General features: G+C 47.0%; 20 protein-coding genes, 2 riboswitches and 1 other annotated feature. Of the genes, 6 read left to right on the top strand and 14 right to left on the bottom strand.

What is annotated here, in order from left to right:
- The first annotated feature begins 259 nt into the window (after positions 1-259).
- The 4 genes from L7D49_RS04370 to L7D49_RS04385 all read left to right on the top strand — a co-directional run bounded on the left by L7D49_RS04370 (position 260) and on the right by L7D49_RS04385 (position 3,364).
- Positions 260-1,108: an ABC transporter ATP-binding protein gene (locus L7D49_RS04370; RefSeq protein WP_238079598.1), complete on the top strand. Its 849-nt coding sequence runs from the start codon at positions 260-262 to the stop codon at positions 1,106-1,108.
- Entirely contained in the window at positions 1,105-1,812 is a 708-nt protein-coding gene (locus L7D49_RS04375; RefSeq protein WP_238079599.1) for an ABC transporter permease, read from the top strand. Before L7D49_RS04370 ends, L7D49_RS04375 begins: the two co-directional genes overlap by 4 nt.
- A 104-nt stretch (positions 1,813-1,916) precedes the next feature.
- Entirely contained in the window at positions 1,917-3,014 is a 1,098-nt protein-coding gene (locus tag L7D49_RS04380) for a site-2 protease family protein (RefSeq protein WP_238079600.1), read from the top strand.
- A gap of 113 nt (positions 3,015-3,127) precedes the next feature.
- Positions 3,128-3,364: a thioredoxin family protein gene (locus tag L7D49_RS04385; RefSeq protein ID WP_238079601.1), complete on the top strand. Its 237-nt coding sequence runs from the start codon at positions 3,128-3,130 to the stop codon at positions 3,362-3,364.
- A gap of 23 nt (positions 3,365-3,387) precedes the next feature.
- Here L7D49_RS04385 and L7D49_RS04390 read toward each other — a convergent pair whose 3' ends face one another.
- Positions 3,388-4,263 (bottom strand): LysR family transcriptional regulator, encoded by an 876-nt coding sequence (locus tag L7D49_RS04390; protein ID WP_238079602.1) that lies wholly within the window; start codon positions 4,261-4,263, stop codon positions 3,388-3,390.
- Positions 4,264-4,334: 71 nt separating this feature from the next.
- Here L7D49_RS04390 and L7D49_RS04395 point away from each other — a divergent pair, with 71 nt between their 5' ends.
- The gene (locus L7D49_RS04395; protein WP_238079603.1) at positions 4,335-5,018 is read left to right on the top strand and encodes an MOSC domain-containing protein; all 684 of its coding nucleotides are present in this window, start codon (positions 4,335-4,337) and stop codon (positions 5,016-5,018) included.
- A gap of 105 nt (positions 5,019-5,123) precedes the next feature.
- Here the strand turns inward: L7D49_RS04395 and L7D49_RS04400 are convergent, their stop codons facing one another.
- The 5 genes from L7D49_RS04400 to L7D49_RS04420 form a co-directional block, all read right to left on the bottom strand.
- The gene (locus L7D49_RS04400; RefSeq protein ID WP_238079604.1) at positions 5,124-6,392 is read right to left on the bottom strand and encodes a serine hydrolase domain-containing protein; all 1,269 of its coding nucleotides are present in this window, start codon (positions 6,390-6,392) and stop codon (positions 5,124-5,126) included.
- Positions 6,393-6,520: 128 nt separating this feature from the next.
- Entirely contained in the window at positions 6,521-7,558 is a 1,038-nt protein-coding gene (locus L7D49_RS04405) for a ribonucleotide-diphosphate reductase subunit beta (protein WP_238079605.1), read from the bottom strand.
- Positions 7,528-7,977, bottom strand: a complete 450-nt coding sequence (locus L7D49_RS04410) for a flavodoxin (protein WP_238079606.1) — start codon at positions 7,975-7,977, stop codon at positions 7,528-7,530. The genes L7D49_RS04405 and L7D49_RS04410 overlap by 31 nt, the downstream gene beginning before the upstream one ends.
- Positions 7,962-10,178 carry a ribonucleoside-diphosphate reductase subunit alpha gene (locus tag L7D49_RS04415; RefSeq protein ID WP_238079679.1) on the bottom strand — a complete coding sequence of 739 codons (2,217 nt, stop codon included), beginning with the start codon at positions 10,176-10,178 and terminating at the stop codon, positions 7,962-7,964. Before L7D49_RS04415 ends, L7D49_RS04410 begins: the two co-directional genes overlap by 16 nt.
- A 178-nt stretch (positions 10,179-10,356) precedes the next feature.
- Positions 10,357-10,534: riboswitch (cobalamin riboswitch) on the bottom strand.
- Positions 10,535-10,717: 183 nt separating this feature from the next.
- Positions 10,718-11,965 carry an erythromycin esterase family protein gene (locus tag L7D49_RS04420; protein WP_238079607.1) on the bottom strand — a complete coding sequence of 416 codons (1,248 nt, stop codon included), beginning with the start codon at positions 11,963-11,965 and terminating at the stop codon, positions 10,718-10,720.
- Positions 11,966-13,009: 1,044 nt separating this feature from the next.
- Positions 13,010-13,219 (top strand) — a binding site (T-box leader).
- Positions 13,220-13,264: 45 nt separating this feature from the next.
- Here L7D49_RS04420 and argS point away from each other — a divergent pair.
- A complete protein-coding gene (gene argS / locus L7D49_RS04425; RefSeq protein WP_238079608.1) occupies positions 13,265-14,929 on the top strand; it encodes an arginine--tRNA ligase in 1,665 nt (554 codons plus the stop codon).
- A 46-nt stretch (positions 14,930-14,975) separates the two neighbouring features.
- Here argS and L7D49_RS04430 read toward each other — a convergent pair whose 3' ends face one another.
- The 8 genes from L7D49_RS04430 to L7D49_RS04465 form a co-directional block, all read right to left on the bottom strand.
- Positions 14,976-15,791 carry a hypothetical protein gene (locus tag L7D49_RS04430; RefSeq protein WP_238079609.1) on the bottom strand — a complete coding sequence of 272 codons (816 nt, stop codon included), beginning with the start codon at positions 15,789-15,791 and terminating at the stop codon, positions 14,976-14,978.
- A 152-nt stretch (positions 15,792-15,943) separates the two neighbouring features.
- A riboswitch (cobalamin riboswitch) is annotated at positions 15,944-16,119 on the bottom strand.
- A gap of 21 nt (positions 16,120-16,140) precedes the next feature.
- A complete protein-coding gene (locus L7D49_RS04435) occupies positions 16,141-18,246 on the bottom strand; it encodes a methyl-accepting chemotaxis protein (RefSeq protein WP_238079610.1) in 2,106 nt (701 codons plus the stop codon).
- A 213-nt stretch (positions 18,247-18,459) separates the two neighbouring features.
- On the bottom strand, positions 18,460-19,401 hold the full coding sequence (mdh, locus tag L7D49_RS04440) for a malate dehydrogenase (RefSeq protein WP_238079611.1): 942 nt from the start codon (positions 19,399-19,401) through the stop codon (positions 18,460-18,462).
- A 99-nt stretch (positions 19,402-19,500) separates the two neighbouring features.
- Positions 19,501-19,848: a BMC domain-containing protein gene (locus tag L7D49_RS04445; RefSeq protein WP_238079612.1), complete on the bottom strand. Its 348-nt coding sequence runs from the start codon at positions 19,846-19,848 to the stop codon at positions 19,501-19,503.
- Complete coding sequence (locus L7D49_RS04450) at positions 19,823-20,125, bottom strand: EutN/CcmL family microcompartment protein (protein ID WP_238079613.1); 303 nt, start codon at positions 20,123-20,125, stop codon at positions 19,823-19,825. Before L7D49_RS04450 ends, L7D49_RS04445 begins: the two co-directional genes overlap by 26 nt.
- Before the next feature lie 15 nt (positions 20,126-20,140).
- Positions 20,141-21,007, bottom strand: coding sequence for a phosphate propanoyltransferase (gene pduL, locus L7D49_RS04455; protein WP_238079614.1), 867 nt, complete (start codon positions 21,005-21,007; stop codon positions 20,141-20,143).
- A 38-nt stretch (positions 21,008-21,045) separates the two neighbouring features.
- Complete coding sequence (locus L7D49_RS04460) at positions 21,046-21,333, bottom strand: BMC domain-containing protein (protein ID WP_184204830.1); 288 nt, start codon at positions 21,331-21,333, stop codon at positions 21,046-21,048.
- A gap of 355 nt (positions 21,334-21,688) precedes the next feature.
- Positions 21,689-23,155, bottom strand: a complete 1,467-nt coding sequence (locus tag L7D49_RS04465; protein ID WP_238079680.1) for an aldehyde dehydrogenase family protein — start codon at positions 23,153-23,155, stop codon at positions 21,689-21,691.
- Between the last annotated feature and the right edge of the window lie 53 nt (positions 23,156-23,208).

The following is a 23,208-nucleotide window of genomic DNA, read 5'->3' on the forward strand; positions in this document are numbered from 1 at the left end:
TTTCCCCGGAAATATTTCGGCTTTTTTCGCTTGTCCAGCCGTTTCCTGGCATGTCCTGTCTCTAGCTGCATTTTAAACTAGCAAGTTGACACTGTTTACTGAATAAGTTTTTTACTTTTCGAGACTCCATTCACGGTTCCATTGCTCCATTGACCAGCTCGGTTACTCTTTTCATCGGGAATATACTGCTCGCCTCTTCATTTCCTACTAATCTAAGGATGCAGATACGAAATGAAGAACAATTCCCAGGAGGATGAATATGGAAAATATTATCGAAGTGAAAAACCTTGAGAAGATCTTCGCCAATCAAAAAGCAATTGAGAGTGTGGATTTCCAAGTGAGACGGGGCGAGATTTTCGGATTTCTTGGCCCGAGTGGCTCAGGGAAAACAACCACTATTAAAATATTGACCGGACAATTGGTACCGACCAGTGGAGAAGCTCTTGTTTTTGGAGAGTCTATCTCCAAGTTAAAACAGCCCGCCTATCGTAAACGGTTTGGTGTTTTAACCGATAACAGCGGCCTGTATGGAAGACTTTCCATCTATGATAACTTAAAGCTTTATTGCGATTTGTATGATGTTCCATACGCAAAAATTGGCGAAGTTCTCGCGGCTGTCAATTTGCAGGAAGACCAGAAGAAACGCATATCTACTTTATCAAAAGGAATGACGCAGCGAGTCACGTTAGCCCGCGCCCTTTTGCATGAACCAGAGCTGTTATTCCTAGACGAGCCGACATCAGCTCTTGATCCGGTGAACACGCTTCATATATATGAAGGATTGCGTGCCCTCAATAAAAAAGGAACGACAATATTCCTGACAACGCATGACATGCAAGAAGCGGAGACACTTTGCGATCGAGTCGCTTTCTTAAACAAGGGGCGGATTCAATTACTGGACGCGCCAGACAAGTTAAAGAAAAGATTTTCCGATTCGACCATTACAGTCGAGCTGAAAAGCGAGGAGAAAATCATACTGCCAGCCGGTGCTGAAGGAGCACAGCAGCTTTATGATTACATGCAAGCCAATGAAGTAGAGACAATCCACTCGAACGAGCCAACACTCGGTGACATTTTTGTACAAGTGACAGGGAGGAAATTAGCATGACATTTTCTTGGAAACGGGTAAACGCAATATTTATGAAAGATTATAAAGATTTTTCACGGAACATGGCGGTATCTATTGTGATTTTTTTGTCACCAGTTCTGGCAGCCATTTATGGCCGAATTGGCGTCACAGCAATTGAGTCCCATTATATGCTGATTAACCTTACTTTTGCGATGGTAGCGGCTTTTGTACAAAGTTGTCTTATTGCAGAGGAGAAAGAAAAGAACACATTGCGTGGATTGATGTTATCTCCCGCCAGCACGACTGAAATTTTGACGGGTAAAAGCTTATTATCCTTGGTGTTAACACTTTTCACTATTTTGTTGAGTATGTTTTTGGCGGAATATAAACCGGCGAATATTGCAGTTGTGGCGATTGCCATCCTATTGTCCGCCCTATTTTATATTGCTCTTGGTACCTTGCTTGGCCTGTTTGCTAAGTCAGTTATGGAGGCATCTGTTATTGTATTGCCTGTTATGATTATCTTCTCATTTGGGACATTCATTACTTCACTTGCAGAACAGTATCCGATATTAAAAGCGGCGACTTATTTGCCGAATATCCAACTCCTTGAAATCGGGATCAAAGTCGAAGCGGGAGCAGGGTTTGGGGATGTATGGATGCAGCTGGCAGTCATTGCAGCATGGGTGGTTGTGATGTTTATGCTTACTGCTGTTATTTATAAAAAACGAATGGTTGATTAAGGGAGGGATTGGTATGAAACAATTTGGACGGATACTGATCGGATTCTTGGCAGGCGTCGTGCTGATCTTCATTTATAAGACATTTTTCAGCTAGAGGTGACAATATGAAACAGGTAGGTTCAGCTTTACTTGGGGCCGTCATTGGTTTATTGGCGGTCCTGTACTTCATTTTATTTCCAGAGGCATGGTCTTTGGGCATGATCGTCAGTATGGCCTTGTATGCTCTCGTCAGTTTCGCCCTGACTGTCTTCATTCACGAAGCAGGGCATGCGCTATTTGGAATCACACAAGGAATGAAAGTATTAAATATCAGTGTCGGTCCCCTTGTCTTGGAGCGGCATGAAGGCAAATTACACTTCCACTGGATTCCCTCCTCTTTAGGTTATGTTGGACGAGCCATGATGGGGTTTTCTGAGAAGGTGGAACTTGAAGATATGCGACACCGATTAATTCGCTATATCTATGGCGGGCCGCTCATGAACATAGGAATTAGCATTCTTTCCATCGCGGCGGCATTCAGCGTCTGGCATCATCCCTTCCTTCTCATCTTTGGTCTCGTAAATTTCCTGCTCGGTGCTTCAAATTTACAACCGGCGACAGTCAAGTCTGTGTTTACAGACGGTTTGGTCATTAAGAAATTGAAAACGGAGCCTTTGCATGAATCTGCTCTCTTAATGGGCCACCAAATTCTGTTGGAAGAGTCGCGGAATACAGATGTAAAACAGTGGAATCCGGCATTGATTGATTCGGTTGAACAATTAATCACCTCTGGGAAGGATCCGTCTGCAACAAGTTTTTTGCATACAATCAATTACTTTCATCTTCCGGAGCATGCTGAAAAAGCTGCATCTGTTGGGCTCCAGACAGCCTTTACCCGTTCAGGAAAGACGGATGACCTGTACGCTGATATAGCCGATATCTCGTACGCCACAGCTCTGTTTTTCACCGGTAGGCTTGCAAGCCATCCCGGCATTGAGAACGCGCTGAAATCCATCGGAAAACTGGATGCTATTACAGAGACGAAAAGAAATGCGCTTTTGTCTTACATACAAGGAGATACAAAAAACGCTGTTCTGCTGTTAAAGAAAGCGATCGAACTGCTCGGGGTCTGGCATCCCCTATACTTGCGCGGGGAGATGGAAAAAAAGCTTCTACATCAAATGATTGACTGGATGGAGAATGAAAAAACTACCATCAGTTGAATCATAGGAATCTCCTATCATTTAGATAGGAGATTTGCTATTGTTCTCTCTTTCCTGCTGATCCTATAATCAAATTAGCAGCGCTGCATAAATAGGATGAGGAGTGGTTGATTATGTCAAAGGCAGTTTTCTATCATGCCGGTTGCCCAGTTTGTGTCGATGCGGAGAAAGTGTTGGTCACTTATCTCGATTCGTCTAAAATTGATCCTGAAATTGTACATCTAGGTACTGAGCGGGGACGGATTGAAGAAGCCGAAAGGGCAGGAGTCAAGTCAGTTCCTGCGTTGGTTATTGATGGAAGCGTCTATCATATTAATTACGGTGCAAGTTTAGAAGAAGTAAAGGGATGACCAAGAGGCGTCCTCGTGACGCCTCATTTTTCTTGTAGCATTTTAATGAATTCCCTGCTTGCCGAGCAAAGATGTTTGTTTCTCCTGTACGCAATGCCAATTTCCATTTCCATTGCGGGATGATCAATCTTGGCAATAGAAAGATCTGCGTGGCGGAGAGAATGTAGATAGGATTTTGCTAAAACGGTCACACCCACTTCCCTTTGGACCATCAAGAGTATCGACTCGAGTGTTGTCAGCTCTATCGCTGGAACAGGCAAGAATCCTTCCTGTCGACAAAGTTCATTTAGATACCGGCGGATAAAATATGTTTCTGGCAATAAGATGGAGGCTGTGTCATTAAGCACATTTAATGGAACGATAGGCTGCCCGGCCAGCGAGTGATGTATGGACATCGCAAGCACCAGTTCCTCTTTCCGTAATGAGATAGTCTCAATATCCGGATGTTCGAAGGGTAAATAAACAATGCCGATATCTATAGCATTATGTAGTATAGATTCCTTAATCTCATCTGTCCGCATTCCGGATACGGCTATGTCAATTTTGGGGTACAATTGATGAAAGTCGATGAGAACCTGCGGTAACAGGGTATTGACGACGGTCAACAAAGCACCGACCTTCAATGCCCCTCTGTCCAACCCGTGCAATTCTCCAATGGCCGCCTTCGCTTGAGATAACTCATGGAAAACACGGTATGCATGTTCCAGCAAGATAGAGCCCGATTCGGTGATGGCAATCCGCCTGCCGATCCGGTCGAATAATTTTATCCCTACTTCGTGTTCCAGCAAGCTGATCTGCTGGCTTAACGAAGGTTGGGTCAATCCAAGCTTTTCAGCTGCACGAGTGAAGTGGAGCTCTTCACATACCGCAATGAAATATTCGAGCTGCCTCAATTCCATTTCCATCCCCCCTCCTTTGATTATACTCGAAGTGGAAAACTTTACATGATAAATGAAATGAGGTGAATGCCATGTGGAAAGTGGCAATCCGTTCTTTAAACGTTGGAAAACCGATTGAACTTCCATTCGGAAATAAACGAGTGACAACAGGCATACAAAAAAAACCGATTAGCAAACCTGTATTCTTAACTACTGTAAATTTTATTGGAGATGGGCAAGGTGATTTAGTCCATCATGGCGGCATTGATAAAGCAGTTTGCGCGTATCCGGCTGAGCATTATCCCTACTGGGAAGAACAATTGGGCAGGCCACTTCCTTACGGCGCTTTTGGTGAGAATCTGACATTAGAAGGTTTAACGGAGAAAGACGTTTGTATCGGAGATTCCTTTCAAATCGGGGAATCCATCGTACAAGTGAGCCAGCCACGCCAGCCTTGTTACAAATTGGGACTTCTTTATGAAAGAAAAGACATGCCGTTGCTTGTCCAAAACTCCGGATTTACCGGGTTTTATTTTCGAGTGCTGCAAGAGGGAATGGTCTCCCCTTCAGATGAATTGATCCCGCTCCACTCACAAGAAAAGGCCATCTCCGTCGCTGAAGCTAATCGGATTATGCATCATGATAAGAGCGATTTGGATGCGGTACAGCATATATTAAAAGTGAATGAGCTGTCTGGAAACTGGCGAAAGACATTTGAGAGACGGCTGGAGGGCAATGAGGTGGATACACGGGAAAGATTGTCAGGCAAGAGATGAAGCCAGCAGCTACCAGTTTATTTAAATCCAAAAAAGTTCAATTTCCTAATAGCTGAATTAAGAAATTGAACAACCGTGCTACGCGGCACGTCTAGGCGATTTAAATCATTTCACACTAGCTTTCTCATAGCCGAAAAATGACATATTGCCGTTTTCATTCTCCACAATACTGTATGGAGTCATTTGGTCAGAATATCTGCGGGCAAATTTCCCTTCGCCGACTGGATAGATTTCAATATGGAGATTGCCGGTAAATCTTGTAAAATACAATTTGCCGCCATGTAATTCTACTTTAATTTTATCTTTCAAATAGGTGCCACAATACGTTTGAAGCTTCCTTTCATCTAGGGGAAGCTCTTCATGTTTTGTCGGAGCATCCACATCAACTCCGTGCATAATATCAGCTATTGCCGTGCCCAGCCTGTATTGATTGATCGCTTCATTATTGGAAAGGATAAGTATGCAAATATCCTCATCGAAGAAATACTGCGCTAAGGTGCTGATTCCAAGATGATCGCCACCATGAGAATAGCTGTCTGTATCGTAACAGCGATGGTGCTCTAATCCGTAGCAGTATTTATTCAAGTTCTCGCTAAAAAATCGAGCATACCCTTTCTCTGTCAGCAATTTTCGATCTCGCAAGCACGAATACCATTTGTATAAATCCTCGCAATTTGAAATAATAGCCCCTGCCCCAATGCTGAATTTCTCATTATAATACGGAGCTTTGATAATTTTATCAAAATCTCGAACATAGTTGCTTGCCTTATTTATTATTGGCTTACACCCATCATCCACTTCGGTATTCCACATATCCAAAGGCAAGAATATGTGGTTTCTTAGAAAGTCTTCGTATGTTTCTCCTGATACCTGTTCAATGATCCATGCCAGCACATTATAATTCGCATTGTTGTAATCAAAAACTGTACCTGGCGGCTTAGCAGGCTGCTTACTAATATAACGCTGGAAGAAATCGTTTCGGGAATAGTCCATTCTGTTGTACCCAGCAAAGAAGTCATCCTCAAAGTTAGTGAAATTATACAGACCAGACGTATGTGTCAGTAAGTGATGGACAGTAATCGACTCGTCAATTCCTAACACAGCGGGCAAGTATAATCTAGCCGGCTTTTCGAGTTCCAGCATGTTCTTGTCAGAAAGAATCATAATTGCGAAGGCTGTAAACTGCTTAGAAACGGAAGCGAGTGAGAAGCGTGTATCCATTTCATTTTTTATTCCAAATTCGAGGCTGGCATATCCGTACGCGTTTTCAAATAGCACCTCGCCTTTTCGGGTCACTTGAATCACTCCGTAAAAGTCCCATAAGTCCATGTATTGATTCATATATGCTTCTAGTTTTCGTTCGTATTGTTGCAATTGTACCCCTCCCCACAGGTGCCTGCTCCCCTTTTGGCAACGAATAGTCATCCATCGCCCTAACTTAATTAATACATAGAACATAAAAGCACGCAATGCATTATGCAATTGCGTGCTTTCTTCTATTCTTACAAATCATCAAACCCGTTCAAATCACTCGTTTTCACGTATTGCCGGGATGTCTGCTCAAAGAAATCCGTTTTCGTGTCGTCGAAATTGTCAACATAGGCGCGAATCCATTTCATTGGGTTGTCTGTGAACTCAGGATAAATTTCACTTAGCCCGAGCATGCGAAGCATTTTGTTGGCCCGGTATTTAACATAGCCCGCCATTTCGTCGAGATCAATGCCGTCGATTTCCCCGAGTACGTAGCGGCTCCAAATGATTTCCTGTTCAACGGAATGACGGAATTGATCGTAGATCCATTCTGTGAATTCCTCCGTGTTGTACTCCGGATTTTCCGCAAGTGCTGCTCGGAAGATGTCGCTGATTGCCTTCCCATGCTGTAGCTCATCGCGGTTAATATACGAGATCATCGTTGAGGTGCCGACCATTTTCTGATGGCGCGCCAAATTGTAAAAGAACGCAAAGCCGCTGTAGAAAAACAGGCCTTCGAGCAGCGTTGTGTAGACCATCGACTTCAGCACGGTCTCAATCGTCGGATTTTCAGCGAACTCATTGTAAATCTCGACAATCCGTTCATTCCGCTTCATGAGCACTTCGTCCGCACGTCCCATTTCAAATGAGGCGTTCTGCTTGTCGAGCGTCGTAACGGAAGAAAGGACATAGGCATAGCTGTGATTATGTTCACTTTCCTGATCGGCAATCGTCGCCATGATGGATTTCACCGAAGGATCTGTCGTGAAATCGGCAATTTTCATTGCGATGACCGTCTGTGGTCCGTCAAGCGTCGCAAGCAGGCCGATAATTTTCAGGAAAGCATCCTGCTCCGCTTTGGACAAGTTCGGAAACTGTTTGACGTCTTGCGTCATATCAACTTCGTTTGCCGTCCAGAATAATGATCGGATCCGTTGACGGAGTGTATAGAAATGGGGATGTGCAAGGTCATTCCAATTCAGGATGCCACTCGCCTTTCCGCCGAAAATCGCTGTTGCTTTATTTGGGTTGGCCGGATTCAGCACTTTAACTCGTGTAAGTGTAACCAATGTTCATAGACTCCTTTCGTCCATTCGATGACTTTCTCTTCTTGGATGCCGCGCGGGCTCTGTTCGATTTTGAGAGGCGGGCAGCCCGATGCATAGAAACGTGCAAGCTTGACAGCTGCATGACAAAACAGGTCGTCTCCGCCAAATTGCGTGTCCCCCGTTCCGAAGACATAGACAGGCTCCGGTTTGTAGCCGATTGCTGCTACGAAATCTTTCACTTCATCCGGCGTTGCGCCTTTATCCCATGTGAAAGATCCGATTACCATCGCCTCATACTCCCTCGGGTCGGGAACCGGACCAAAACCGATCCGGTACATTGTCGCCACAATTCCTTCCCTGCCTAGCGCATCCCGGATCAATTCCGCCACTTCCTCGGTATTGCCGCTCCAGGATGCATAAGCAATTAGGAATGACACCATTCGCACTCCTCGATGTCCGATGCAGTGGAACGCGTATAATACGTCGTCTTCATGCCGGATTTCCAGGCTTGCAAGTGAAGCTCAAGCAGGACAGACGCGCGGATATTATTTGGTACGTATATATTAAATGAAATCGATTGGTCGACATGCTTTTGGCGTGCTGCATTTTGTTTAATGGACCAACGCTGGTCGACGATATAGGCCGATCGGCGGTACACATTGTACGTGTGATGGTCCAGGTCTGGCGCGACAACAGGGAGCTTGTAATCTTTCTTCTCCTCATGATAGAAAGGCTTGAAAACTGGATCAATGGATGCCGTTGACCCAGCAATGACCGAAGTCGAACTGTTTGGTGCCACTGCCATCAGATAGCCATTGCGAATGCCGTTCGCCTGAACGTCGAAACGCAATTCCCGCCACGCTTTGGAATCATAGTTCCGGTGTTCAAAATAGTCACCCGTCTGCCAATCAGACCCCTCGAATAACGGATAGGCTCCTTTTTCCTTCGCCAACTCCATCGAAGACTTGATTGTCAAAAAGGCAATTTGTTCGTAGAGTTCATCCGCGTAACGAACCGCTTCCTCCGACTCCCATTGAATTCCTTCAAGCGCCAATAAATGATGCCAGCCGAACGTGCCAAGCCCGATTCCCCGGTACCGTGAATTCGTCCGTTGTGCTTGGACGACTGGGATTTTATTTAAATCAATGACATTATCGAGCATGCGCACTTGAATCGTAAGAAGCCGCTCCAATACGCCCGCCGGCACTGCTCGTCCCAGGTTGATGGAAGATAAGTTGCAGACGACGAAATCGCCCGGCTTCGACCGTGTGACGACGATATCATCTTCTAACGTGACCGACTCGAATTGTGTGGCGCTTTGATTTTGCATGATTTCCGAACAGAGATTACTTGAATACACCATGCCCTCGTGCTTATTCGGGTTTTTCCGGTTTACTTCATCCCGGTAGAACATGAATGGTGTGCCCGTTTCCAGCTGGCTTCGCATAATCCGCTTCATCACTTCAATTGCAGGTACGGTCTCTTTCGTCAATTGTGGATGGTTTGCGCACTCCTCGTACTTTTCACGGAACGATCCGGATCCTTTTGTCTCATCATAAAAATCCTCTAGGGAGTAGCCCATTACCGTTCGTACTTCATGCGGGTCGAATAGGTGCCAGTTTCCGCGTGCTTCTACTTGCTCCATGAAAATATCCGGCAGGCAGACGCCTGTGAAAATATCATGCGCACGCAAGCGGTCATCCCCGTTGTTCAGCTTCAAATCGAGAAACGTGAAGATGTCCTTATGCCACACATCGAGATAGACGGCAATGGCACCTTGGCGCTGTCCGAGTTGATCGACGCTTACCGCCGTATTGTTCAGCTGTTTGATCCAAGGAAGGACGCCGCTCGATGCCCCTTTGAATCCTCTGATAGAAGAGCCGCGGGAGCGCACTTTGCCCATGTAGACGCCGATGCCGCCACCGTATTTTGAGAGATTCGCGATATCCGTATTGCTGTCATAAATGCCTTGCAAGGAGTCGTCCACTGTGTCGATGAAGCAGCTGGATAATTGGCCATGCGGCTTGCCCGCGTTTGCAAGCGTCGGTGTGGCAACGGTCATATACAGGTTGCTCATCGCCCAGTATGCTTCCGCAATTTTGCCGAGACGATTATCCGTCTCCTTTTGCATCAGCGTCATCGCAATGATGAGCCAGCGTTCTTGTGGCAGCTCAACCGGTTTTTTATTAAAATCAACAGCCGCATAGCGGTCCATTAACGTTTTCAGTCCAATATATGTAAGCAGCTTGTCCCGCTCAGGCTCGATGAATGTCCCGATAGTTGTGAGCTCTTCTGCAGAGTAGCGATCGAGCAGTTCCGGCGTGTACAATCCTTGGCGGACGAGTCGTTCAACATGACCGGCAAAATCAGCGTATACTTCTGTGCCGCGAATGGCCCGCTGCTGTTCGTAAACAGAGTCCAAGTAAATGCGGGATGCCACAAATGTCCAATAGGTGGACGCTTCATCAATATTGCTAAGCGCCTCCAAAACCATCGCTTTTGCCCAACTTTCCTTACTTCCACCTGGATGGCGTTCCAGCCACTTTTGGCTCGCCGTTTCCAAAGCAGAAATGCGGCCCTCTCCGAATTCCTCCTTTAATTGCGCCAGAATATCAGTCACCTTTGTGTTTTCTTGAATCATTGTCATCAGTTTGGCTCCTTTCCTACTTATAGGATGTTAGGGAATAAAAAAACGACGCCCCACCTTTTCGGTGAGACATCGCTAATGGATGTATGTAGGAAACAGATCAGGTCGAACTCCCTTCGGATGGAAAGGCGAAAAACCCGCTCGCTCCCACCTCTCAACCCCCGAAGAAAGTGTCGCTTCACGATGGACGGCAGGTCTACTGGCTTGCGCTTCCTCCTCCCCGCTCCCTTCCCATGGCATTTGCCACAGTGGTTGTCAGCAGGTCGTCAGCACGTACAGTTGCGGGGACAGCTCCAATTTGCGGATTCCCTATTAAACCGAATACGGTACCAATCTATCGTTAAATACTATATGTTGTGCTTTATGTACATCTACTACCCTAACATGTTGTGGTTTAATCGTAAATAGGTAAAAAGAATTTGAATTTATTTTTGAGGATTTTTCAAATTCTTTAACATTATACACCGACTTATTGATGCCTCCATCAAAAACGCTTCGTTCATCCAAAAAGCCGTGCAAGCAACTGCACGGCTCTACAAAGGATGTAAAGCAGTTGACTGATCAATAAAAATAAATCCATCATACCGGCTGCCAACACGTGAGGGGACAAAATTTCCATACGCCTCGAATTCTGGATTGTAGACAACCCCAATGGCGCGATGCCCGATCCATTCGTTGAACAGCTGACGGTTATCGTCTGTGAATAAAAGCACTTTATCCTCCGGGCCAGCTGCGTGCATTTGTCCTTCCCACGTATTGAACTTGGCAGGCGGAACCGTCATCCTTTCCAGAGGCGCGCCCCAGCTATCCGCTGCAATGACAGATCCTTCGTAGGTCCCAAATCCAATGGCAAACGTATTGTTGAGCCCGTATTCCTCCCGGATAAGTTGCCCGACATTGATCATGTTGTCGTCTTTCATAGACGTTTCGGACGCGTCGCCAATATGGGTATTGTGTTCCCAAATGATCAGTTTGGCGTCTGGACCATGGTATTTCTTTAATTCATTAATTGCTTCTACCATATGCAAATCGCGAGTGTTCCAAGAAATTGCGTCGTCCTGCATCATTTCCCGGTAATAGGCCTCCGCATTTTTTGCGACAAGGGCATTCATCGTGACGTTAAGATCCTCTTCATGGTGACTGGCAAAACGTTCTTCATTCCTTCGGATGGATGACAGCAGCGTAGCAACTTCACTAATGCACTCATCGGAAAAATGAGCAGTCGACAGGGCATAATGCTCGGGCATCCGATTGTACGGTTCAAAACAGGAGAACGCCTGTCTTGCTAAAGTAAGATCCGTTCCGTATTGAGGATTTTCGGATAAAAACTTGAGCAATTCATCGATCGATTCGTACAAACTATACATGTCTATGCCATAAAATCCTGCCTTACTCATCTCTGGCAAGTCATCATTGTGCTGTTTTAGCCACTCGACAAACTCCTTCACTTCTTCATTCACCCACATCCACGTCGGCCAGCGTCCAAATGATTGTTGCAATACATCTTGCGCGGATCCGTCCTCTACAAACCCTTTAACAAAGCGGTTTACAGCTGCAGCAGCCGGCCATTCCCCTTCCACTGCCACAATTGTGAACCCTTTTTCTTGAATGAGCCGTTTAGAAAGCTCGGCACGGATCTTGTAAAATTCGTGTGTCCCGTGGGAAGCCTCTCCGATCATCACCACTTCAGCATGCCCCGCCTCTTCCACGAGTGCATCCAGCGCCTCCTCGTCCAGTGGCATCGCGTACCGCTCGATCGCCTCTCTCAACTTTTTCGCCATGACCATCTCTCCTCTCTTCCATAGCATACCCAAGCGGCTTGCGGGGAAACGGTCAGGTTTTATTGGTCATTTAAAATGGGGGGTATGATTGAGTCAATTGGTTCTATCACCGGTTGGGAGGGTCAACTCACCGGGTAAGTTCTATCACCGCATGGAGACCGAACCGCTCGTATATTTCTAGAACAGCTCGTATCTCGTCTCCAACCTCTCGTATAATCCTGCAACAGCTCGTATCATACCCGTACAAACTATCAAATCCATTTCTCAGTTGGTCAAAGGCATTCGGCGCGCCATGGGGCAGGCTAGGACATGTTAATTCTCACGCAAGTCTAAACGATCCAATCTCTCGTGTCTTCCTGTATCAACGCCTGACGACCGTACCGCTCGTATATTTCTAGAACCGCTCGTATCTCGTCACCAACCTCTCGTATAATCCTGGTACCGCTCGTATCTCATATCCAACCTCTCGTATAATTCTGTAACCGCTCGTATCTTGTTCCTAACCTCTCGTATTCCCGTCCGAACCACCCGTATCATACCCGTACAAACTATCAAATCCATTTCTCAGTTAGTCAAAGGCATTCTGCGCGCCATGGAGCAGGCTAGGACATGTTACATCTCGCGGATTTCAAGCGGTTCAACTTCACGTATCCTCTATCACCGCCTGGAGACCGAACCGCTCGTATATTTCTAGAACCGCTCGTATCTCGTCACCAACCTCTCGTATAATCCTGCAATAGCTCGTATCCCTCTGGCAACCGCTCGTATAATCCTGCAACAGCTCTTATCTTGTTTCTAACCTCTCGTATTTCCCACCGAACCACTCATATAATCCCCGAACAAACTATCAAATCAACTTCTTAGTTAGTCAAAGGCATTCTGCGCGCCATGGAGCAAGCAAGGACATGTTACATCTCGCGGATTTCAAGCGGTTCAACTTCTCGTAGCCCCTATCACCGCCTAAAAACCAAACCGCTCGTATATTTCTACGACAGCTCGTATTTGCCCATTGACACGCATCCCACCGGTTTGCTATATTGATATACAATATCGTTGACGAAGAGAGTAATGCTCCTTTTCTTTCAAAGCGAGCCGGGGATGGTGGAAGCCTGGCGGAAGAAGGTTCATGAAGCGCACTTCGTAGATGCTTTTCTGAAGGAAGTAGGAAAGGCCGGTGTCTCGCCGTTAGGAGAAAGGTGGCCCGACGGATCGGGCAATTTGAGTGGTACCGCGGAACGAGCTTCCGTCTCATTGATTGAGACGGGGGCTTTTTTATTTTCTAAAAAAGGGGTTAATGGTATGAAACAAGTTGTGATAGAGGCGTTGCAAACGGTGAGTCCTGTGCCAATCGAACCGCAAATGGTGGAGCGGCCGCTTCATTCGCAAATGGGCGATTATGCGTTGCCTTGTTTTTCGATGGCAAAGACGTTGCGGAAGGCGCCGAAGCTTATTGCGGAGGAAATTGCAGCGGCGGTTTCGCATCCTGCAATTGAAAAAGCGGAAGCTGTGAATGGCTATGTCAATCTGTTCCTTCAGCGGGATGCCGCTGCGGAACCTGTTCTCCGCTCCATTTTGGCTGAGGGTCCGACTTACGGATCGTCAATGATTGGAGCAGATGGTGTGGTGACGATCGATATGTCTTCTCCGAATATTGCGAAGCCCTTCTCCATGGGTCATCTGCGCTCTACGGTTATTGGCAATTCGATCGCTTTATTGCTGGAGAAGTCGGGCTATCGTCCTGTGAAAATCAATTACATCGGTGACTGGGGCACCCAGTTTGGCAAGCTGCTGACAGCTTATCGCAAGTGGGGCAGCCAGGAAGCGGTCGAACAGGCGCCGATTAAGACGTTGCTTCAGCTGTACATCCGTTTCCATGAAGAAGCCGAGACGGATCTATCCTTAAATGACGAAGGAAGAGCCGCTTTTAAAGCGTTGGAGGATGGCGAGCCGAATGCCCTGGCCCTTTGGAGATGGTTCAAAGAGGAGTCGCTGAACGAATTCCAGCGCATTTATGATTTACTTGGCGTTACCTTCGATTCTTATAATGGCGAAGCCTACTACAACGATAAGATGGAGCCTGTTGTGGAATGGCTAGATTCAGAAGGATTGCTCAAGGAATCAGATGGTGCGCTTGTTGTTGACCTCGGCGAGGAGATGCCGCCTTGTTTAATTAAGAAATCGGACGGCGCAACGCTATACGCAACGCGCGATTTGGCTGCGGCACTCGACCGGAAAACCACTTATGGTTTTGAGAAATCCATTTACGTTGTCGGGAATGAACAAAGTCTTCATTTTCAACAAATTAAACTAGTGCTTAAACAATTGGGATGCGATTGGGCTCAGGACATTACACATGTCCCATTCGGCATGATTCTAAAAGACGGAAAAAAGATGTCGACCCGGAAAGGGAAGCTGGTTTTGCTGGAGGAAGTGCTGAAGGAAGCCATTGAACTCGCCAAGCGTAACATTGAAGCGAAGAATCCTTCCTTGGAAAATAAAGAAGAAGTGGCTAAATCGGTTGGTGTAGGAGCCATCCTATTCAGCGACTTGAAGCAGCACCGGAAACATGATATTGAATTCGACCTGGAAAAAATGCTGCAAACCGAAGGCGAAACGGGCCCCTATCTCCAATATAGCTGTGCCCGGGCTCATGCTGTCCTGCGGAAGGCGGATGGGCGTGGAGAAGAGGGTATCTCTTCTGTAAATGATTATGAATGGGATATCATTACGCAGCTCCAGCACTTCCCGGAAGCCGTCCAAAGAGCAACCGTGGAACTGGATCCATCCATCATTGCCAAGTATGCCATCGATCTTGCGCAAGCTTTCAACTCGTTCTATGGCAACGTCCATATCCTGTCAGATGCCGTCAACCAATCGTTCCGTCTATCCCTTGTTCAATGCGTCAGCATTGTATTGGAGGAGTCCATGCGATTGCTCGGCATGCAAGCACCGCGGGAAATGTAATCATTAAAAAACGACCTGTGCAGCCTATCGCACAGGTCGTGTTTCTTTATATGCAAACGGTGAGGCGTGCTCCATTTTTCCATGCGTGCATCTGTAGATGGTATAAGTCAATCACTTTATAGGCTGCCGGCAATTCAAAAGCAATCGGAGCAATCCATGCCGCGCCATCATCCAAATAGCTCAACATATTGTTGACAAGTCGCACTTGAATGGCGACGATCTGGTTGATCCTATTTTTCTGCCGAACTCGTTCCACATGCAAGGTGGACCCAGCCGAAACAATTTTTTTAGGTAAGGCAGGATCCACTTGATCTTCAAAGAAGAAGTCTGGCTGCCTGCTTTTTATTTGTTGCCCCAGCAGTTCTTTCATCAGGCCAATGGCGGAGACTCCTCTCGTCCCCTCCCCTCCTTTGTAAAACATCTGCCAAGAACCACATTCTAACACTCTCTCCAAAAAGAGGTCAGACAGGCCCGCAGTAAAGGGCAGGCCTTCCTGCAACTGCCTAATCACTTGTTGATCTGAAACCCGTACCCTCTTTGTCTCACTCTCCAGCGGAGGGATGATGCCCCACAATGCACTCACCAAATCTGTAGACAGTGTGATATACCCATTGGATAAAGCCCAGTACGTGTCCACCACTTTTTCAATCCGGTCCACCTGTTCCTGCTGCATTGCTTTCATTGCGAGAAATAGCAGGTCGTCTTCATTGGAAATGGATATGGAATAAAATCGGGCAGTCAATTCCCGTTCTAACCTTTCCATGTCTCGTTCCGTATAACGTGTTTTTTCAAGTGTCAGGTATTCCGGAAACTTCTCATTAAATTCAGCGCCAATGCCATACTCCTGATGAATTGCTCTCATCTTCCGTCTCCTTTCAATGAAAAAGAGCAATCGCCTGCCACTTCGGCAGAGCGATTGCTCATAATTGATCATTAGGAAACAAATTGGAACCCTAAAAAGCCCGATGGACCGGGATCCGTTTCGCCTCCACCTCTCAACCCCCGAAGAAAGTGTCGCTATGACGATGGATGGCAGGTCTCCTGGCTTGCGCTTCCTCCTTCCACCCGCCTTCCCATAGTTGCCTATAGTGGCTTATCGGTGGTCGTCTGCGCTTACAGTTGCGGGGACAGCTCCGGATTTCCGGATTCCCTATTAAACCGTTACGGTACCATTTCATCGTTCAATATGTGCTATTCAATTTTTTCGAGACTTATACTTGTAGTTTAAAGCGCTCGACCACTTCTTGCAACTCATTGGCTATATTTTTCATGCGGGTTGTTGAATCTGCCACCCGTTCCAATTCCGTTTGCTGCGCTGCAGATGACGCACTGACTTGTTCTGCGGATGCCGCGGTCTCTTCTGACACAGCCGACACACTCTGGATCGAAAGCATCGCTTGATCCTTATTCGTCAGCATCTCATTTAGTTCTGCATTTAATTCCTGAATGACTTCGCTCATCCGCTCTGTCAGTTCAGCATTTTGATGGAAGGAAGCTTCCGTACTGGATACCGATTCGTTCTGCCCTTCCATTGCTTTTAGGTTCGTTTCAATAACTGCTGCCGTTTGGTTGGACTCTTCAAGAATCTCCTGGACAGTTTGCTGGATGACTTCGGTTTCCGTGCGGGATTGCTCTGCAAGTTTACGCACTTCTTCCGCCACGACCGCAAATCCTTTGCCGTGCTCCCCTGCCCGTGCCGCTTCAATGCTAGCGTTCAAGGCAAGCAGATTCGTCTGAGCTGTTATGTCATGAATCGACGTGATCACTTGATTGATCGCATCAATTTTGGATGACAACGCGCTCATTTGATCCTTCACTTTCGCATTCATCTCATTCGCAGAAGCATTGTGTTCACGCAAATTCGCCACTTCCGACATCCCTTTTTCTGTCGATTCAATCGTTTGATGGGACAGGTCATTCATGCGTTGCGAGAGCTGGGACAGGATATTGATCTGCTCCGCCAATTCCGCCATAACACGGCTCGTTTCTTCCGTATCCTCTGACTGCTTGGAAGCACCTTGGGCAATTTCGTTTGTTGCCAATGAAACTTCTTCACTGGAAGCTACGATTTCTTCAAATGCATGGTGCACATGTGAAGAGGATTCGCTCAATTCATTTGAGGAACGCTGAACCGACTGGATCGCTTCGTTGGTCTGAAGCAGCATATCATTATACGCTTTTGCCACTGCGCCGATTTCGTCATTGCGGATATGCTTTTCATCTACAAAGTGCGTCATATCTCCTGTTGCAGCTGTTTCAATAGATTTCTGCAAGAAGGACAGCGGTTTTAATTGCTTGAAGATGAACCAGACTGTTGCCGCCGTCATTAAGACAATCATGACAACAGCCGCCAGAATCGTCATAAGGAGAATTGCGTTGTACGTCTCCAAAATTTTGGATTTGGGCACTACCGTTTGCACCGTCCATACTTCGTCAATATTAGGAAGCGTAATTGGCGCGAACGAGTTGAAAGCCAGTTCCTTCAATCCCTTGGAATCAACATAAAGTGTTCCGGCTTCCCCTTGGTCGAGCTTTTCTTTGACAGGCGCCCAGTCAATTGCATCTACCATGTTCGTGCCGTTCATCTCCGGATTCAGACTGTTGGCCGTCAAATCCCCTGCATCCGTAATAATGGAGGCATAGCCGCCAACCGGCTTGATGGAATGAACGAGATCATTAAGAAAATCGATTGAAATATCCGTCGTCAACACACCGAAAAATTGCCCCGACTCCGTTATAAGTGGAACCGAGATAGTCGTCATTAAGACCGTTTGACCACCTGCGTTATACTCATACGGTTCGGTCAAAACAGCCCGCTTTTCATTTTTTGGTACTAAATACCAGTCCCCTTCGCCTGGGTTGTCATAGCCGCTCAACGGTTCCACGCCGATGCCATCTTCCTTTTTGTACAGATACGGTACAAAGCGGTCTGTTGAATCTACGAGTCCATTTTGAATATTGCCATCCAATGGGATAAAACCTTTTTCAAAAATCGCTGCCATTCCCGTGGCATCGTCATTCTTCTTCAAGTTATTTTCAATGACATGAATCACTTCATCTGTCGTTAGATCATGATTCGCTTGCAATGTTTCAAATATGTGCTTTGTTGTATGCAGCATTTCGTTTGTCCGGTCAAACCGTTCGCTAAGGATCGTTGCGTTTAACTTGGAATTCTCCACGGCAAACTCTTCAGCGTCATCCATGCTCTGTTTATGTAAAAATGTGCTAGTGGTCACCGTGTAAATTACAAACAAAATAACAAACAATCCGATGATCAATCCGGATAATTTCCATGCAATACTTTTCTTTTTTATCACTGGGTGCTACCTCCTATTTCATGTTCTACATCTTATATCGTACGACCTAGAAAAATTTGAAGGATTTGTGTCAATTAACCATAAAAAAAGCATTCCGAAAACGGAATGCTTTTGTACTATTTTTCTCAACTCGCAGATTTGTTCTATCTGGCGAGTGTTCCTATTATCTTCTATTAATTGCAACCTGGGCGACTACGAATAAATTCAGTAATCTTATCGATTGCAAATATCTAAGACAACCTGAACAGACTGCGCGGATTTATCAAGCGCCCGCTTCTCTTCGTCGGTTAATGGAAGTTCAATGATACTCTCAATTCCATTGCCGCCAAGGACAGTCGGAACTCCTAGATAAATATCCTCGTAGCCATATTCTCCTTCCAAATAGGCGATGGATGGTAAAATACGCTTTTTGTCTTTAATGATCGCTTCCGCCATCTGGACGAGAGCGGCTGCCGGCGCGTAGTAGGCACTTCCGTTACCGAGAAGGGCTACAATTTCACCGCCGCCTTTTCTTGTCCGCTCGACAATAGCTTGAAGGCGATCCGCTGGTATGATTTTATCAAGCGGAATTCCGCCTGCATTTGAATAGCGTACGAGTGGCACCATATCATCCCCATGCCCGCCTAGAACGAATCCAGAGACATCCTCAACAGAAATGTTCAGTTCTTCCGCTACAAATGTATTGAAGCGTGCGGTGTCCAGTACGCCGGACTGGCCGATTACACGGTTTTTCGGAAAACCGGTCGTCTTGTAGCAGACGTATGTCATGGCATCGACCGGATTGCTTAAAATGAGAACGGTGCTCTCAGGAGCATATTGTTTAATCTGTTCTGAAACAGATCGCATGATTTTCGCGTTAGTTGTGACAAGATCATCACGGCTCATGCCAGGTTTCCGGGCAATTCCAGCCGTAACAATGACCATATCGGCATCTTGGATATCGGAATAGTCCGATGTGCCGATGATCATGGAGTCAAACCGCTGGACCGGGCTCGTTTGCAATAAATCGAGCGCTTTTCCTTTTGTCGGGTTCACTAAATCGGGGATGTCCACCAATACGACATCGCCTAATTCTTTTTGCGCTATCATAAGAGCAACAGTGGCTCCGGTATGCCCGGCTCCGATGACGGCGATTTTATGTCTGCGAAATGCCAACTTCGCTCATCTCCTTTATCAATGCCTGCAAAAAAGGGTTAACATGATGCGTCAGGCTTCGACGAATCATAGCCTATTGCCTGCAGGTGCCATTGCGTCTTATTGCTTTTTAGTGGATTTCGGTTTTGCTGATTCCGATTGCTTTTCCTGCTTCGGAGCCAGTGGTTCCACCACAGGAGCCGGCTTTACCATGCCGTAAACAGATTCATCTGGACGAGGGATAACATGAGATCCCAATAGCTCGCCGACACGTGACGCAGCGTCACGACCTGCTTCCACAGCCGCCTGGACTGCACCGACATCGCCTTGCACGATAACCGTCACAATCCCGCCATCCACCATCTCTTGCTTCACAAGGGACACATTGGATGCTTTAATCATGGCATCCGCCGCTTCAATGGAACCGATCAACCCTTTTGTTTCAATCATTCCGATTGCTTGACTCATCGATTTCGCCTCTCTTCACTTCTGTAGAATCAATGATTCCTATGACTACCGCATCGATAGGAATCGGATTTTCTTTCATAATATAACGTGAGGAGCCGCCGCTCGTAATCAGGACTTCATCACCAATGCCCGCACCGATCCGGTCTGCTGCCACCATTTGCGTCTGGATGGCGTTTCCGTATGCATCAATCGGCTGGATAATCAGCAATTTCAACCCTTGCAGGCCTTCTTCCTTGCGTGTGGCCCATACGTTACCGATCACTTTTCCCATTCGCATGCGTAATCACCTTTTCTACTTTCTGAAGGAAATCGTCTTACCGAGTTCCCTCGCTGTATCTTTCGCAAGCGCTGTCACAATCGTTCCTTTTTCGAGGAGGATGTCCTGTTCCTGAATGGAACGGATATCTTCATTGGAAAGCAGCTTTTTCTTAAATTCATACGGTTTGTTCACGGGCTGGGGTGCGCTTTGCGGAACATGATTCTCTGTCCTTGCCGTTTCCCCATTTTCTGCTCCCGGCTTCACAAGTCGTCCGATTGTTCCTTGTGTAATAAAACCTGCATTTGCCTCATCTGTGTCGATATGCATTTCCAGCCGATACCGTTCGGAGACGCGAATCTTCACATTCCGAAACGACACGGGACGGATGCCATCCACCTCAACAGTTACATACTCGCCATTTTGCACGCCGAACCGCGAAGCATCGCCTGGCGCCATATGAATATGCGCTTGGGCGACAATCAAGCCCTCTTCCAAGTAAATGCTGCCATTCGGGCCAATGAGCGTGATACCAGCGGACCCTTCGATATCACCAGACTCCCGAAGCGGCGGCTTAACACCTAGCTTCATGGCGTCTGTGAAACTCACTTCCACTTGGGAAAGGGAACGCGCAGGGCCGAGAATGCGCACCCGTTCGATGCTGCCTTTCGGCCCTGCGACAACCACTGTTTCGTTAGAAGCGAATTGGCCCGGCTGTGATAAGTCGGACCGTTTCGTCAATTCATAACCTTTTCCAAACAGCGCTTCCACATGTTCAGGTTTCAGATGTACGTGGCGGGCAGAAACGGCAATCGGAACAGCGTGGGCCGGCATTGGGCTCACGTCTTTTGAAAGCTGGCCGAGGACTTCCCCGACAATCCGTTCAATCAATTGCTGATCCATTCCACTTCCACCTTCCTGCTGTTATTTTCGCTTTGGAATCAGCCTTCCATTTTAGGAAGAATCATTTCCAATTCGTTATGCGGTCTTGGGATAACGTGGACAGATAGCAATTCGCCTACACGCTGTGCTGCTGCTGCGCCTGCATCAGTTGCTGCTTTTACTGCGCCTACATCACCGCGTACGAGTACTGTTACGATTCCGCCACCAACATGTACTTTACCGACAAGATTAACGCTAGCCGCTTTCACCATTGCGTCTGCTGCTTCGATTGAACCGATCAAACCTTTAGTTTCTACCATTCCTAGTGCTGTACCTTCTCTGTTCATGTTTGTTTCCTCCTAATGGGTTTTAGTTTTTTATTTTTGCTATAAAACGTTGATTTCCGTTTCAGGCGGACGCTTTCCGCGGGCGCCCACAGGATGTGGGTGTGCAACCTTTGCCGCAGGACGCGGCGAACTTAGGTTGCCTTCAATAGTATTGGGTCTTCAGCTCAGTGCTCTCAACGCTGCGCTTTGTTCGCAGACGTCGTTCTTCGTGACGACTAATGCTATTCCCGCTGGAGTCGTTTGCCGTGGGCTTACAGGATGTAAGTCATGCAGGCGTTGCGACAGGACGTCGCGGACTTAGCCTGCCTTCCACTCCAATCAACTAAGTGTTGAAGAAATCTCAAAGGATGCTAATTTACTTCGTCAACTGCTTCACAATCTCGCTGACTAAGTTCTTCACTACTTCCGGATCGATTTCGCTATCGGAGCCGACTTTCGTCAGTACCTCTGAGACGACCTGATCCGTTGCAGCAGTCGGTTTCTCTTCCTGATGGGAAGGGAGTGTGACTTCTTTTGTGCCATATGCCATCCGTTTAATGTTCAGCAAGTGTTTTGCAGTTACATTGTCGGATGTAATATTGCCGCCGAATGTGCCGCAGCCTAATGTGAAGGATGGCATGAGTCCTGTCGTTCCCCCGACTGCTCCAACGGAAGACATCGTGTTGACCATGATGCGGGAAACCGGCATTTCTACTGCGAATTCACGGGCGATGGAATCATTCTCCGTATGAATCGAGAGGCTGTGGCCCCGTCCGCCGATATTGAGCAGCGCCATGCAAATTTCTTTCGCATGGTTGACGTCATTTACGACATACATCGCAAAGACCGGAGACAGCTTTTCGAGAGAGAACGGCACATCTTTGCCGACTTTCGTTTCCATTCCAATGATGACACGGGTGCCTTCCGGGATGGAGATGCCGGCCAGTTTCGCAATCGTTTGCGGGCTCTTGCCGACAATTTTCGGGTTCACTTTGCCTGGTGAAGGAGAGATGACTTTCTCCATGATTTGCTTTTCTTCATCCGACAAGATGTAAGCACCGTTTTTCTTCAATTCCCGGTTGACGAGTTCCAGAATGTTTTTATCAACGACAATCGCTTGTTCTGTCGCACAGATCGTGCCGTAATCGAACGATTTACTGTTGACGATATCCCGGACCGCCTTTTCCACTTTCGCGGAACGCTCGATGTACACGGGAACGTTCCCCGGTCCAACGCCATAAGCTGGCTTTCCAGAACTATATGCGGCTTTGACGAGCGCGCCGCCACCTGTTGCCAGAATGAGATTGACGTCCGGATGTTTCATCAGTTGCTGCGTTGCTTCCATGGAAGACATCGTCAAGCATTGAATTAATCCTTCCGGTGCTCCCGCTTTCACTGCAGCCGCATCACATACTTTCAACGCTTCATGCGTGCAATTTACCGCATACGGATGGGGGCTGACGACAATCGCATTTCTTGTTTTCAATGAAATGAGTGTTTTGAAGAACGCAGTCGACGTTGGATTGGTTGTCGGGATAATGCCCGCCACCACGCCAAACGGAGCCGCGATTTCCACTACCTTTTTCACTTTGTCCTCTCCGATGATGCCGACAGTTTTCATGTCTTTAATACTTTCGTATACATCACGGGAGCCCACTTCATTCTTGATTTTCTTATGGACCGCAACGCCCATTCCTGTTTCTTCCACCGCCATATAGGCAAGACGTTCGGATTCCTTGAAGGCGGCTTCCGCAACAGCTTTGACAATGTTGTCCACTTGTTGCTGCGTGTAGCTCATGAATTTAAGTTGCGCTTCTTTTGCTGTTTTGACAGCTGTACGCATTTCTTGGAGGGCCAATAAATCAGCGTCTAGTGCCTGCACCAAGTCAATCACTC

It is taken from the genome of Sporosarcina cyprini, assembly GCF_022048975.1.
Classification (GTDB): domain Bacteria; phylum Bacillota; class Bacilli; order Bacillales_A; family Planococcaceae; genus Sporosarcina; species Sporosarcina cyprini.

Excerpts from the sequence above, each read along its gene's own strand:
- L7D49_RS04370 (WP_238079598.1), top strand. The coding sequence starts at position 260 with ATGGAAAATATTATCGAAGTGAAAAACCTTGAGAAGATCTTCGCCAAT.
- L7D49_RS04375 (WP_238079599.1), top strand. The coding sequence starts at position 1,105 with ATGACATTTTCTTGGAAACGGGTAAACGCAATATTTATGAAAGATTAT.
- L7D49_RS04380 (WP_238079600.1), top strand. The coding sequence starts at position 1,917 with ATGAAACAGGTAGGTTCAGCTTTACTTGGGGCCGTCATTGGTTTATTG.
- L7D49_RS04385 (WP_238079601.1), top strand. The coding sequence starts at position 3,128 with ATGTCAAAGGCAGTTTTCTATCATGCCGGTTGCCCAGTTTGTGTCGAT.
- L7D49_RS04390 (WP_238079602.1), bottom strand. The coding sequence starts at position 4,263 with ATGGAATTGAGGCAGCTCGAATATTTCATTGCGGTATGTGAAGAGCTC.
- L7D49_RS04395 (WP_238079603.1), top strand. The coding sequence starts at position 4,335 with ATGTGGAAAGTGGCAATCCGTTCTTTAAACGTTGGAAAACCGATTGAA.
- L7D49_RS04410 (WP_238079606.1), bottom strand. The coding sequence starts at position 7,977 with ATGGTGTCATTCCTAATTGCTTATGCATCCTGGAGCGGCAATACCGAG.
- L7D49_RS04415 (WP_238079679.1), bottom strand. The coding sequence starts at position 10,178 with ATGATTCAAGAAAACACAAAGGTGACTGATATTCTGGCGCAATTAAAG.
- L7D49_RS04420 (WP_238079607.1), bottom strand. The coding sequence starts at position 11,965 with ATGGCGAAAAAGTTGAGAGAGGCGATCGAGCGGTACGCGATGCCACTG.
- argS (WP_238079608.1), top strand. The coding sequence starts at position 13,265 with ATGAAACAAGTTGTGATAGAGGCGTTGCAAACGGTGAGTCCTGTGCCA.
- L7D49_RS04430 (WP_238079609.1), bottom strand. The coding sequence starts at position 15,791 with ATGAGAGCAATTCATCAGGAGTATGGCATTGGCGCTGAATTTAATGAG.
- L7D49_RS04445 (WP_238079612.1), bottom strand. The coding sequence starts at position 19,848 with ATGAGTCAAGCAATCGGAATGATTGAAACAAAAGGGTTGATCGGTTCC.
- L7D49_RS04450 (WP_238079613.1), bottom strand. The coding sequence starts at position 20,125 with ATGCGAATGGGAAAAGTGATCGGTAACGTATGGGCCACACGCAAGGAA.
- pduL (WP_238079614.1), bottom strand. The coding sequence starts at position 21,007 with ATGGATCAGCAATTGATTGAACGGATTGTCGGGGAAGTCCTCGGCCAG.
- L7D49_RS04460 (WP_184204830.1), bottom strand. The coding sequence starts at position 21,333 with ATGAACAGAGAAGGTACAGCACTAGGAATGGTAGAAACTAAAGGTTTG.
- L7D49_RS04465 (WP_238079680.1), bottom strand. The coding sequence starts at position 23,155 with ATGCGTACAGCTGTCAAAACAGCAAAAGAAGCGCAACTTAAATTCATG.